The following is a 14,208-nucleotide window of genomic DNA, read 5'->3' on the forward strand; positions in this document are numbered from 1 at the left end:
TGAAAAAAATCTACAATAGAACTAGTTATCAAAAATCATATGTTTTATCGATAATAGAGTTTGAAATAATAAGAAAAACCCAAATCGAATAAACGAAATGGGTTTTTAAATTTATGCTGTGGAATAGTTTATTCCCAGTTCAAGATTTTTTTGAATAAAAAGTTCTCAGCATCTGGTAAGTAGGCTTTAGCTGCTTCCAAATCTTCCTCACATAAGTAATGCAAGTTATTATTCATAACTGTTTGAACTTTCTCACTGTTGACATCAACCAAACGAGGTCTTACCTTTCCATTTTCATCCTCAACATCTTTAAGGAATAGAGGAGAAGAATCTCCTTTAGGATCAACAGTTACCATACATTTAGACTTCCCAGCCTTAAATAGCTTGTAAACACCATTTCCTAACATGGTACATAAATCCAAGTCGTAAGCAACGGGAGGACAACAACGCAATCCGAAACCTAATTCTACTGGACGAGTACCAATATTTAGATTGTATGATTTAATCTTGCGTTGAATAAACATGTTGAATACATGCGATTTACTCACGTTAAATAACTCAGGGTGACCATGAGCATCGTAGGTGAAATTAATACCAGTACTCTCAATTTCTTCAGTATCCATAAAATGGAAAACGCCTTCACTAATAATAGCTGCTCCGTAATTAAGACCTAGAATACGACGCTTAATGATTGAAGAAATCACAAGGTTGGCTATTTTTTCAGCTGAGATATCTGTTTTATTAAACATCTCAGGAATAATAATCATTGGAAAGTGAGCGGATGCTCCAATACCAAAAGCTAAGTGACCTGCTTCGCGTCCCATTGCTGATAATACAAACCAGTTTTGTGAGGTACGAGCATCTTCATAAACCGTTGTAGCTATACGTACTCCTTCGTTTTTAGCAGAATGAAATCCAAAAGTAGGAGAGCCTATTGGTAATGGAAGATCGTTGTCGATTGTCTTAGGAACATGTATGTTTGAAATGGAAATTTGGTTGTCTTCTAAATATTTAGAAATTCGATTGGCTGTGGAAGCCGTATCATCACCACCAATGGTCACCAATAGTTTGACATTGTTTTTAACGAAGAAGTTTGTGTTAAAATCCGTGTCTTTTGGCTTGAAACGGCTCATTTTAAGAGAAGAACCACCCTTACTGAAGATGCCATCTAAAAATGGGAAATCCAGATCCTGAGTTTCAGGAGTTTCAGAAAAAAGACCCTTGTATCCCTCGTGCATACCGATAACACGGTAGCCATTTTTTAAGAATACTTTTCCGACACTACTTATTACGGTGTTAATTCCTGGAGCTGGTCCTCCACCACATAATATTACGATTGACTCTCTCATGGTATTTAGTTGTATTTTACGTCTAGCATCAATTTTAGACATTCAGTTTGATGAAAAACAGCAAACTCGATTTTTTGTTTTTGATGATATAGTTGGCAAAGATAAACCTATCAGATTTAATACAAAATATAATTTGCAGTTATCGAGCTAATGTGTTACTTTTCTTTAATATAAAAATTGATGTGGTTAATCTATGACAAGATAGATAGTTTAGATATATAGATAGTTGGATGTGTGCTTGTTTTTATATAGTTTTGAGACGTTAAAGAATCCAAAATCATAAAATATATGCAAAAGTTATCCTATCATTTGATTATCATTTTTGTGTTTTTTATTCCTTTTCTAGCTCTTGCTCAGACTAATGAAAATAACATTAGTCTAGAGGATGCCTTATTAAAGGCAAAAGAGAATAATAAAGAGATAAAGAAATCAAAAACCCGTGTTGATATTGCCAAGGCAAATTATCAACAATCTCACTCCTTATTCCTTCCTGGAATTAACCTATCTCATACAGCTGTAAGAACGAATGATCCTCTTGCCAGTTTTGGTTTTAAATTGAAACAAGAAGTGGTTACGACTGCTGATTTCAATCCTGTATTATTGAATGATCCAGGATCAATGGAAAATTTTCAAACACAAATTAAGGTCGAACAACCTCTCTTGAATTTCGATGGTATACATGAACGTAAAGCAGCTAAATTTGGTTATGAAGCTGTGAGTTTACAGTCGGAGAGAACCTCAGAGTATATCAAATTTGAAGTGAAAAAAGCCTACAAGCAGTTGCAACTTGCACAAGAAGCCGTTAGTGTTTTTCAAGAGATTAAAACTAGTACAGACGCTAACTTGAAACAAAGTTTAGATTTTTTTGAAGAAGATCTAATTAAAGAAGCCGATGTTCTAGCTGCAAAAGTTCGTGCTCTGGAAGTCGAGAACCAATTAAGCCAAACAAGGAATCAACGTCAAGGGGCTGCAGACTATTTAGCCTTCCTACTGGGAATTGAATCATCGAGTGACTTAATAGCCTCTGATAGCTTTCAAGAACCATTAATGAGTTCAAATGTTGATGATGAGAAGACCAACGAAGATCGCTCAGATATTTTAGCCTATAAGAAAGGTGTATCGGCAAAGGAGCAAATGTTGAAATCAGCCCGTAATAAGTTCTTACCTCGCATAAATGCTTTTGGGGCATATGAATGGAACGATAAAGAATTCTTAGGTACAAGTGCTAATAATTATATGATTGGTGCTTCATTATCCTGGGATCTGTTTAAAGGTTATAAGAATGTCGGGAAGATTAAGAAGGCCAAAGCTGAACTACAACTTCAAAAGCTTGATTTCGATGATTACCTGGAGCAGAATAATCTTAAAGTGAGAGAAGCCAAGCGTTCATTAGTCTTGAGTATTAAAATAATTGAAACGGGTCGTTTGGCAAAAGAACAATCAGAGGAAGCCTTGAGGATTCGCACCAATCGTTTTAAACATGGTTTAGAGAAAATGACTGATTTAATCCAGTCAGAAACCCTATATGCGACTAAAAATTTAGAATATCTGAATGCGATTAACAATTACTATTCAGCTAAGTTTTACTTAGAGTTCCTTTTAGAGAAAGAATTAAAATAAAATCAACAAATCGATAACAACCATCCAATATAGATGATATGAACACACGATACTATTTAAGCATTATTTTAGCAGTGGCATTATTAGCTTCTTGTAGCAGTGAACCTGTTAAGAAGAAAGCATCAGGTTTCGATCTGACTGTAGAAGTGGCACAGGCTAAAAATATAAAGCAAGCAGAATTATTGAGTTTTACAGGAAAACTGGAGGCTGGAACCTATTCGAAACTAAGTACTCGAATTATGGGGCAAGTTGAGAAAATACATGTCAAGTTAGGAGAAACTGTTCGTAAGGGGCAACTTCTATTAGAAATTAGTAATAATGATATTCTTGCAAAGAAAAAGCAAGCTGAAGCGAATGTTTTGGTTTCTGAAACACTTTTGACCGATGCTGAAAAGAATTTAGAGCGTTATCAAGCTTTGTTTGATAAAAAATCAGCTTCAAAAAGGGAGTTGGAAGGCATGCAAATTCAGAAAAATGTTGCTGAGTCCAAATTAGCAGGAGCTAAGGGTATGCTTGTTGAAGTAGAAGAGGCATTAAAATATGCGAATATCAGAGCTCCATATAGTGGTCGAGTAACTAAGCAGTATGTAAAAGTTGGTGATTTAGCCTCTCCAGGAATGCCTTTACTTTCAATCGAGAAAAAAGGAAACTATCAGGTGGTTGCTCGTGTACCAGAATCAGAAATATCACAAATTAAACTTCACGATTATGTAGAAGTTGAATTAACAGCTCAGAATAATCGTCGTCTTCAAGCTAGAGTATCAGAAATTAATCCTTCTGCACTGGATTCAGGAAATCAGTTCGAAATTAAGCTACAACTTGATGCGATTAAAGATTCAAGCTTGAAACTTTATACAGGCATGTTTGCAAAGGTCTATATCCAAATGGGAGAGACGAACAGAATTGTTATTCCTAAATCAGTTTTAGTAGAGAAAGGTCAATTAATTGGTATTTATACGCTAAGTCAGAGCAATACGGCTTTGTTGCGTTGGATTCGTGTAGGTAAATCTTATGGCAATTCGATAGAAGTGCTTTCAGGCTTAAGTTCAGGAGAGAAGTATATTTTATCATACAAAGGTAAAATTTGGGATGGTGCCAAGTTAAAGGTGAAGAACGTAAAGTAAACATGCAGTATTCAAGACTAATCTTCTATATCATATGAAAACAGGATTTGCTGGCGGAATAGCCAAACTCTTTATAAATTCGAAACTAACTCCTCTATTGATGGTCGCCTTTTTGATCATTGGAGCTTATAGTTCGTACCTAACACCTCGAGAAGAGGAACCTCAAATTAACGTACCCATTGCTGATATCTTTTTAGCATATCCTGGTGCAAGTCCAGCTGAGGTTGAATCAAGAATTGTGAAGCCACTAGAGAAAGTGGTAGCTAATATACCAGGCGTAGAATATGTGTATTCTACATCTATGTCGGAACAAGCGATGTTAATTGTACAATTTTATGTGGGAGAGGATGTAGAACGTTCTCTTGTAAAGATGTACAACGAGATCATGAAACATATGGATGAGATGCCTAAAGGGATTTCATTTCCATTGATTAAGACACGTGCCATTGATGATGTTCCAGTTTTAGGATTAACGCTTTGGAGCGAAAAATACGACGACTTCCAGTTGCGAAGAATTGCTCAGGAATTGAATAATGAGGTTGAGAAAGTCAGTGAAGTCTCATCCACGGCGATAAGAGGTGGGCGTTCTCGTCAATTGCAGGTGATTTTGAATCGCGAGTTGATGGCTAATTACCATGTTGATGCTTTGAGTATTGCACAACAAATTAAAGCGGCTAACCAACAAATGGGGTCGGGATCGTTCAATAATAACGATAATCAGTTCCTGGTTAAGACAGGTAACTTTATTGAAAATGCAGAAGAGCTTTCTAATCTGGTTGTTGGAATTAATCAGGCTAGTCCTGTGTATTTAAAACAGGTTGCTGAGGTTGTCGATGGACCAGAGATACCTTCTCAGTACGTTAGTTTTGGTTATGGACAAGTCAATGATAAGCATGCAGCCTTTAAAGGTGAATACCAGGCCGTAACACTTTCTATCGCAAAACGTCGAGGTGCCGATGCCATGAAGATTGCAGATCAGATTCTGAACAAATTGGAATTATTGAAGAAAGATTTGATCCCTTCTGATGTTCATGTTGAAGTGACTCGAAATTATGGCGCAACTGCATCCGATAAGGTAGCAGAGCTTTTATTACACCTTTTGGGTGCTATTATAGCTGTAACCTTTGTAGTAATGCTAGCCATGGGATGGCGTGGTGGATTGGTTGTATTCCTTTCGGTACCTATCACTTTTGCACTAACCATGTTCAGCTACTATTATCTGGACTATACTTTGAATAGAATTACACTATTTGCACTGGTCTTTGTAACGGGAATTGTGGTGGACGATTCCATCATTATTGCCGAGAATATGCATCGTCATTTCAAAATGAAGAAGAAGTCGTTTATGGAAGCGGCTATATATTCTATCGACGAGGTTGGTAACCCAACTATTCTGGCAACATTCACGGTAATTGCAGCAGTTCTTCCTATGGTCTTTGTATCGGGATTAATGGGACCTTATATGAGTCCTATGCCTATAGGTGCATCCATTGCCATGATATTCTCCTTATTAGTTGCTTTAACCATTACGCCATATCTAGCCTATCGATTGTTGAAAGGTGGTGAGGATGAAGAGACAGAAATTGAAAGCAAGTTTAAATTGGAGGATGGTTTTATCTATAAGATCTATAATAAAACGATGCGTCCTATGTTGGAATCTCCAAAGTTGCGTTGGACATTTATTCTTTCGGTAATGGTGCTTTTATTGGCTTCAACCACCTTGGTTTATTTCAAAAAGGTTGCTGTTAAAATGTTGCCTTTTGATAATAAAAATGAATTTCAGGTGATTGTTGATATGCCTGAGGGAACAACCCTCGAGCGTACAGCAATGGTAACTAAAGAGCTTGCGGCTTATGTGGCACAGCAAGCCAATGTGATGGATTATCAATGCTATATTGGAACAGCTGCTCCAATGAATTTCAATGGTTTAGTTCGTCATTACGATTTACGACGTGGAGCTAATATGGCCGATATTCAGGTGAATCTGACTCATAAGAACGATAGAGATGAACAGTCGCATGATATTGCTAAGGCGATACGTCCAGGTTTGCAAGCCATTGGCACGAAGTTTAATGCTAATGTTAAGGTTGTAGAAGTACCACCAGGGCCTCCTGTGATGTCAACTTTGGTCGCTGAGATTTATGGACCTAACGATCAGGAACGAATAGCGATTGCTTCTCAATTAAAAACCTTATTTAGCAAAACACCCGATGTGGTTGATGTGGATTGGTTGATTGAAGATGATCAGAAAGAATACCAGTTTGATGTGAATAAGGAGAAAGCCATGTTGGCAGGTGTCAATACACAGCAGGTTGTTCAGACTATTGCCATGACTCTAAATGGTCAGGATGTATCTCAGTTTTATCAAGAAAATGAGCACAATCAAATAGGCATTAACCTTCGTTTGAAAGAGGAGGAGAGATCAAGTATTAATGATCTGAAAAAGGTGAATATTCTGACCCAAACAGGAGAGATGTTAGCCATTGGCGATATTGTTGAGATTAATGAGATTACCAAAGAGAAGAGCATTTACCGCAAGAACCAGAAGCGTGTCGTTTATGTAACAGCTGATGTTGCAGGTAAACTTGAAAGCCCGGTTTATGGTATTATGGGTATCTCAGAAAATTTGGACGAGATTAAAGTTCCACAAGGTTTCTCTTTAACTGAAGAGTACACACAGCAACCTTTATTTGAGGATGATTATAGTCTGAAATGGGATGGAGAATGGCAAATTACCTATGAGGTATTCCGTGACTTAGGAACAGCTTTTGCTGTTGTTCTACTCGTAATATATATGCTGATAATTGGTTGGTTCCAGAACTTTAAAGTGCCATTTGTGATGATGGTATCCATTCCTTTATCTCTAATCGGTATTCTGGTTGGACACTGGTTAATGGGAGCGTTCTTTACTGCAACATCCATGATTGGATTGATTGCCCTCGCGGGTATTATGGTTCGAAACGCCATACTGCTCATAGACTTTATTAATTTGCGCTTGGCAGAAGGCAGCCCACTTAAAGAAGCTATAATTGAGGCAGGAGCCGTAAGAACAACACCAATTCTGTTGACAGCAGGAACCGTTGTGATTGGAGCCGTTGTGATTTTATTCGATCCAATTTTCCAAGGATTAGCCATTTCACTGATGGGTGGAACCATTGCTTCAACATTCTTGACACTTCTAATCGTTCCATTGATCTATTATATCACAGAAAAGAAAAATTATAAGTAAGCTTATTAGCTTCATCATAAAGCCTCAAACTAGTAATAGTTTGAGGCTTTTGTTTGTTACATATATTGTAAAGAGTGATGTGGTTTGAGACAAAAACCTTCTAAAACCATTTGTAAGTGAGCGTTCACTCACTTACATTTGCGCGATGAGAATTAAAGACATCCAGAAGGAAAAGGCGGTTGTTGATGCTACTATTAAGCTTGTCAATGAAAATGGATTAAATAACACATCCATATCTAAAATTGCAAAGGAGGCAGGTGTTTCTCAGGCAACGCTTTATATCTATTATCAAAATAAGGAGGATCTCGTTGTTTCTATTTTTTACAATGTAAAGGAGAGATTAACGACTTACTATCATAAAGACTTAGGTGATAATTGCACAATAAAAGAGAATCTAAAAACGCTTTGGGTTAATTCAATTAAAGCACGACACTACTTGCCAGAATTGATTTCATACGACCTTCAGTTTACGAATTCTCCTTTCAACGACCTGGTGGACTCAATAAAAATGCAAAAATTCGCTCAGCCCTTAGCCCAATTGGTTGAAAAGGGCATAAGAGAAAAAGTGATTAAAGAAATGTCACTGGATATCTTCATTGCATTTTTTCTTTCACCAGCATCTTTTCTATCAAGTAAAAGAATGTCCTCTAGATTCACTGTAACTGATCAGAGTATACAAGCTACCTTTCAATTGGCTTTCAAAACAATACAATACTAAGAAATTTACGTTTAAAAATAAATAGGTGTTCATTACTGATCACTTAAACAGGATACGATTAGCATGCAAATAAAAAAGAAATCAGATACAGAATTCATTATCATCATGGCATCACTAATGTCACTAGCCTCATTATCTATCGATGCTTTATTGCCAGGCTTGAATGAAATTGGCAACGCAATTGGTATATCAGATGCGAAAAACAATCAGCTGTTAATCACCATGATTTTTCTGGGAACTGGCTTCGGTCAGCTAATTTCCGGTCCATTATCCGATAGTTTAGGTCGAAAGCCAGTTGTTTATATAGGTTACACTGTTTTTGCCTTTGCCAGCTTGCTTTGTATTTATGCTACAAGTATGGAGATGATGATTTTGGGAAGAATTCTACAAGGAGTTGGCTTATCTGCACCAAAAACCATTAGTATGGCTATGGTTAGAGACCGATTTGTTGGAGACAATATGGCTCGAATCATGTCGTTTGTGACGGCTATCTTCATTTTAGCGCCTATTATCGCACCTTCCTTCGGGAAGGTGATGCTAGACAGTTTTGGATGGCAATCCATCTTTACGAGTCAGGTTATATTTGGACTTTTTGTGATTCTTTGGTTATGGCGACGTCAGCCTGAAACCTTGCTCGAAGAGAAGAGAAAGAAAATGAAATTGTCTCTCTTTAGTGAGGGGATAAAGGAGTTTGTGAATCATAAACAAACGCTGGTTTTTACCTTGGTTTCAGGCTTTGTTACCGCAGCATTTATGGTGTATTTAAGTTCCAGTCAACATATCTTTCAAGTACAATACGGTTTGGTTGAAGAGTTTCCTTATATTTTCGCAGGAATAGCCATTGTGATTGGTTTGGCAACCTTCTTAAATGGAACATTTGTTATGCGATTCGGGATGCTAAAATTGGCTTCGACATTTACGCTTGCCCTAACGCTAATTTCCTTGGCTTATGTATTTCTATATTATGGAGAACCAAATCCTAGCCTTTCAATTATTCTTGTATTCTTTGTGATGATGATTTTCTGTGTCGGCTTTATGTTCGGTAATATTAATGCCTTAGCCATGCAACCTATTGGGCACATTGCTGGAATTGGAGCAGCTATATTCGGTTTTGTAGCAACAATTATTGCCGTGCCCCTTGCAACTTTTATTGGCCGATTTATTGAATTTACCGCTATAGCTCTTTTTATTGGTTTTGCTATCTGTGGTGCACTATCATTACTCTTGATTCAATACTTCAAGTGGTCAAATAAACGAATGGCAATAGAACAGGAAAGCAAACTTCAAGTTCAACCTCTTTTAGTTTCGGATAAAAGCACGAAATAGGTTTTAGAACAATCGCGTCCTCAACGTTTTTGTTTGTGTCGTGTATTTCATTGTTAATAATTTATTTAAGCTTGATAATAGAATTGAGGGGTTATTTTTGATCTTCTCGTAAAAGGGCATTTCTTTTAAATATTTTTCGATTTACGAAAGCTTTAGAAAGACCGGGAAGTTCCGAGCTTGGCGAGGAAATCACCCGGCCGCACTTTAGCATGAGGCAAATAAGAAAGGTATTTAAAAAGCAGCCTTGATTTTTTTTGCTTCGTTTTTTGGATCAAGCCAACAATTGGAGCAAAGCGGAAATCATGAATACAAATAAAAGTAGACTTTAATGAATAAATGAAGTCTGGTTTGGGCGAAGCGCCAATTAATTAGGACAGAATTGGTTTTAGAATATCAATCTAGCAATCTTCAAATCTTAAAATGGTTTGGGGATTTTTTTTGCCCATATAATTTGGCTTCAGTATAACAAATTCGCTATATAAAGCTGACATAAATCATAGCAATATAATCCAGGTCTCAGAAGGGTCTTGAAGACAATTGCATTACTTTTGCGGCGAAAACTTAAGGAAAAGGAATGGATAATATAAAGTTCAAACAGATAGTGATTCTTGACTATACAGGCTTGCAGGAATTTGCTCTCGATAAACTTCAAACTATATCGGAACAAAGAATAATTGCCTATAATGATATACCTAAAGACGATGCCGAGATCATAAATCGCATTCAGCATGCCGATTGTGTATTAGTATCGTGGAATACTCGTATTAATGCCAGTGTATTAAGTCAGTGCCATAACTTAAAATATATTGGCATGTGTTGTAGTTTGATCGATTTCGACTCAGCCAATGTCGATGTTCGTTATGCTATTGGAAAGGGCATTACTGTAAAAGGTGTTAGAGACTATGGTGACGAAGGTGTTGGTGAATTTATAATAACAGAACTGATTCAGCTGCTTAAGGGATTAGGTAAGCATCAATGGCGTGAAGAACCTGTTGAACTGACGAATAAAAAAGTCGGTATCATTGGTATAGGTACAACGGGGCGTTTAACCGCTCATCGCTTGCAAGCATTCGGAGCTAAAACCTTCTACTACAGCCGAAACAGAAAACCCGATGCAGAGAATGAAGGAATCGAATATATGCCTTTAAATGAATTACTATACCATTGTGATATTATCTCTTTTCACTTACCGCGTGGAACAAAAATCTTAAATGCCGAACATTTTAAAACCTTAGGGAACGATAAAATATTGATCAACACATCGCTTGGATTGTGTTTCGAAAAAGAAGATTTTACGAAATGGATGAATACAAAAGGGAATTATGCCATTTTCGATAGCGTTGCATTTGGTGAGCATAAAGCCGAATTGATTCAGAATGATAATATCATATATTCTGAAGCCACATCAGGATGGACCAAAGAAGCTAAAGAGCGTTTATCCTATAAAGTACTCGAAAACTTAAAAGAGTATGCAACAAGCGAAGCTAACGCAGATCATTGTTTAAGTATTTAAAATTAGATACAAGCCGGCTAGACAGCTAAAAATAATCCTCAAATCAATTTAGATTTGGGGATTTTTTTATGTAGAGATGTTCTATATAGTTAATCATTTTTATTTTACTTCATTCGGAAATATTGTTTAATTCATGCTTTTTGTAATTTTAAGAAACATTAAAGATTTGTGGTCTAACAAGTCCTTGTTTTAAGTAATAAAATATTGAATAGAACTCACAAAATAGAATTCGTATGAAATACAAAATGATGTTTATAAAATCTCAAGTATTATTCTGGTCGCTAATATGTTTAGGTCATCATGCAATTGCACAAAAAGATCATATGAAACAATGGTCACAGTTTAGAGGACCATTGGCAAGTGGTATTGTTGAATCTACTAAACTACCAGATAAATGGGATGTTTCTACGGGAGAAAATATAAAATGGAAGACAGGAATTCCAGGTTTGGGCCTTTCTTGTCCTGTAATTTGGGATGACAAACTTTTTGTAACCACAGCGGTTAGTGAAATTGGTGCAGATTCTTTAAAAGTTGGATTGTATGGTGATATTGCTAGTTATGATGATGAATCCGTTCACGAATTTAGAGTGATATGTATTGACAAAAAATCAGGTGATATTCTGTGGAATAAATTAGCTCGTAAATCGGTTCCAAAAACCAAGAGACATACGAAAGGGTCACATGCAAATCCAACATGTGCTACAAATGGAAAATATGTTGTAGCTTTTTTTGGTTCAGATGGTATGTACTGTTACAATCTTAAAGGTGATTTGATCTGGGAAAAGGATTTTGGAAAAATGAATTCGGGATATTACAGAGCACCGAAGGTAGAGTGGGGATTTGCAAGTTCACCAATTATTCATGAGAACAAAGTTATTGTACAATGTGATTTTCTTGGTGATTCTTTTATAGCTTCAATTGATATTGAAACAGGTATAGAAGAGTGGAAAGTACCACGAAATGATGTGCCTACATGGAGCACACCAAATGTTTGTAAAGAGGGAGATCGCACGCAAATTGTCGTGAATGGTTACAAGCATATTGGAGGATATGACTTTGAGACAGGTGAGGAGATATGGAAACTAGATGGTGGAGGAGATATTCCAGTTCCGACTCCAATTTTCGCACACGGATTGATTTATATACATAGTGCCCATGGGAAGTTATCACCCATATATGCTATAAATCCAAATGCAAAAGGAGATATTAGTCTTGGCCAAAAAGAGACATCGAATGAGCATGTGGTTTGGAGTATAAAGCGTGGTGGAGCTTACAATCCAACCAATATAGTTTATGGTGATTACTTATATAATATGAGTATGGGAGGTCGATTAAGCTGTTATGATGCTATGACAGGTGATCTTATTTATAGAGAAGTTGTTGCTGGTGCACGTGGCATAACCGCATCAGCCATTGCCTCCAATGGGAAACTTTATTATTCTACAGAAAAGGGCGATGTGTTTATTGTAAAGGCTGGCAAAGAATACAAATTGATTGCTAAAAACAGCATGGATGATGTTATTATGGCAACCCCAGCCATATCAGACGAAAGGCTATATTTTAGAACTCAGAAATATTTAATTGCCGTAGGAAAATAAGAGATTACATCAAAAACAAGCCATTAAAATGGACAGATGATAAATTTTACGAGGAATATTAGAAAGTTTATATATGTCACATACTACATTTAGTCGAAGAGGACTAACAGGCTTTAGCCCAGTACCTCCAAAAGCAACAAAAGAGGGATGTCTTTTTATTATAGGATTCTTTCTAGTTCTTCTGTTTTTATTGTTTTTCGGTTCTGAGATTTTTGGAGAGGATTAAACCCTTGAATTTTGAACAAAGAAAATGCCCCAAACTAATTAAAGTTTGGGGCGTTTGTTATGAAGTATGTAGAGACGCCCAATTTGGGCGACTGAAGGCATGTATTATAGGAATATAATTCCTATTTATGAACCGCCTTAATAAATTCCTCCACCTCAGGAATACCACCTTGGTACAGCAGATAACCATTATACGGCTCTCTTTCGGTTATTTCATCATTAATAGGCGTTAGCATCAGCTTGTGCACCTCTTCAAGATCGTCTGTCTGACCCAATGCCCAACCCAGTTTGATATAAGCCACCTCAGGTAGCATATTACCTCCAGGAACAATGCCTCTAGCCATCATCTCACGGCCAGTTTCATAAACATACATCTGAACATAGCCCCAAATGGTTTGAAGGGTCATAAACATATACACGCCTTTTTCCCTGGCTCTTGCAATAGATGGATACAGCTCTTTATTTACATGACCTAAGCCAGTTCCAATAAAAACGATTCCCTTATAACCACAATCAACCATGGCATCCAAAACGTCTGGTTTCATGCCCGGATAGTAATAAAGCATGGTGACTTTATCACTGAAATAAGGCTTTATCGTTACGTTTCTATCCTTACGTCTGTGCTTAAATTCCTTTTTGATGTAGTCAATCTTATGACGATTGACCATAGCCAGCGGCGTATCGCCAATGGTACGGAAAGTCGATCGGTAAGACGAGTGCATCTTACGCACACGAGTTCCCTTGTGCAACAAGCCATATTCATCAGAAGTAGGGCCAAACATACAGACCATCACCTCAGCAATATCCGAATTCCCTGCCGCATACATGGCATGCATCAGGTTAAGAGCAGCATCAGAACTTGGTCGGTCCGACGAACGTTGCGATCCCACAATAACGATAGGCACAGGTGAGTTCTGCACCATAAAAGTAAGAGCAGCACCCGTGTGATGCATCGTATCGGTACCATGACCAATAACAATACCATCCACACCGTTCTCAATCTCTTTACCAATGGCCTTAGCCAATTGCATATACTGTGGAGGCCCCATATTCTCACTAAATACAGCAAAGACCTTCTCGGTTGTTAAATTACAGATGTCAGCCAATTCGGGCACAGCACCGTATAATTCACCTGGCGAGAAAGCCGGAATAACGGCTCCTGTTCTATAATCCAAACGCGAGGCAATTGTACCTCCCGTACCGAATAGTTTCACGGCAGGCAAACCCTCGGTAAAAGGAAACTCCTTTTCAGGAATCTTATAATTGGCCTTTTTGTAGCCTGTTTCCTTCATATCGGTAATGGTAATAATATCCACACCAATATTGTAGCCCGTAATAATTTTTAGAACAATATGCTGATCGTCGTCATTTTCCGATCGGGGTAGAATGGTTCCCTCAAAACCACCACGCGTCGTCGTGATTTCTGCAGTTCCCCAAACTCTAACATTATATTTTTTGAGTACTTCTAGCGCACCGCCTTTATATCCTTGAAAAATATCTTCCATA

General features: G+C 37.3%; 10 protein-coding genes. 8 read left to right on the top strand and 2 right to left on the bottom strand.

The features are described from left to right. Window positions 1-128 precede the first annotated feature (128 nt). A complete protein-coding gene (locus tag ACXR6G_RS17260; protein WP_458362699.1) occupies window positions 129-1,391 on the bottom strand; it encodes a 6-phosphofructokinase in 1,263 nt (420 codons plus the stop codon). Between the two features lie 246 nt (window positions 1,392-1,637). Between ACXR6G_RS17260 and ACXR6G_RS17265 the strand changes: the two genes are divergently transcribed. From ACXR6G_RS17265 to ACXR6G_RS17300, 8 genes are all read left to right on the top strand, one after another. Beyond that, on the top strand, window positions 1,638-2,969 hold the full coding sequence (locus ACXR6G_RS17265) for a TolC family protein (protein ID WP_458362700.1): 1,332 nt from the start codon (window positions 1,638-1,640) through the stop codon (window positions 2,967-2,969). Between the two features lie 38 nt (window positions 2,970-3,007). Then, window positions 3,008-4,093, top strand: coding sequence for an efflux RND transporter periplasmic adaptor subunit (locus ACXR6G_RS17270; protein ID WP_458362701.1), 1,086 nt, complete (start codon window positions 3,008-3,010; stop codon window positions 4,091-4,093). Window positions 4,094-4,127: 34 nt separating this feature from the next. Next, complete coding sequence (locus ACXR6G_RS17275; protein ID WP_458362702.1) at window positions 4,128-7,322, top strand: efflux RND transporter permease subunit; 3,195 nt, start codon at window positions 4,128-4,130, stop codon at window positions 7,320-7,322. 145 nt (window positions 7,323-7,467) lie between these two features. Next, window positions 7,468-8,040, top strand: coding sequence for a TetR/AcrR family transcriptional regulator (locus ACXR6G_RS17280; protein WP_458362703.1), 573 nt, complete (start codon window positions 7,468-7,470; stop codon window positions 8,038-8,040). Window positions 8,041-8,103: 63 nt separating this feature from the next. Continuing rightward, complete coding sequence (locus tag ACXR6G_RS17285) at window positions 8,104-9,366, top strand: multidrug effflux MFS transporter (protein WP_458362704.1); 1,263 nt, start codon at window positions 8,104-8,106, stop codon at window positions 9,364-9,366. A 574-nt stretch (window positions 9,367-9,940) separates the two neighbouring features. Continuing rightward, window positions 9,941-10,879, top strand: a complete 939-nt coding sequence (locus tag ACXR6G_RS17290; RefSeq protein ID WP_458362705.1) for an NAD(P)-dependent oxidoreductase — start codon at window positions 9,941-9,943, stop codon at window positions 10,877-10,879. Window positions 10,880-11,112: 233 nt separating this feature from the next. Further along, complete coding sequence (locus ACXR6G_RS17295) at window positions 11,113-12,477, top strand: outer membrane protein assembly factor BamB family protein (protein WP_458362706.1); 1,365 nt, start codon at window positions 11,113-11,115, stop codon at window positions 12,475-12,477. 73 nt (window positions 12,478-12,550) lie between these two features. After that, the gene (locus ACXR6G_RS17300; protein ID WP_458362707.1) at window positions 12,551-12,703 is read left to right on the top strand and encodes a hypothetical protein; all 153 of its coding nucleotides are present in this window, start codon (window positions 12,551-12,553) and stop codon (window positions 12,701-12,703) included. A gap of 121 nt (window positions 12,704-12,824) precedes the next feature. Here ACXR6G_RS17300 and gatD read toward each other — a convergent pair whose 3' ends face one another. After that, window positions 12,825-14,207 carry a Glu-tRNA(Gln) amidotransferase subunit GatD gene (gene gatD / locus ACXR6G_RS17305; RefSeq protein WP_458362708.1) on the bottom strand — a complete coding sequence of 461 codons (1,383 nt, stop codon included), beginning with the start codon at window positions 14,205-14,207 and terminating at the stop codon, window positions 12,825-12,827. Between the last annotated feature and the right edge of the window lies 1 nt (window position 14,208).

This window comes from Ancylomarina sp. YFZ004, assembly GCF_054254355.1.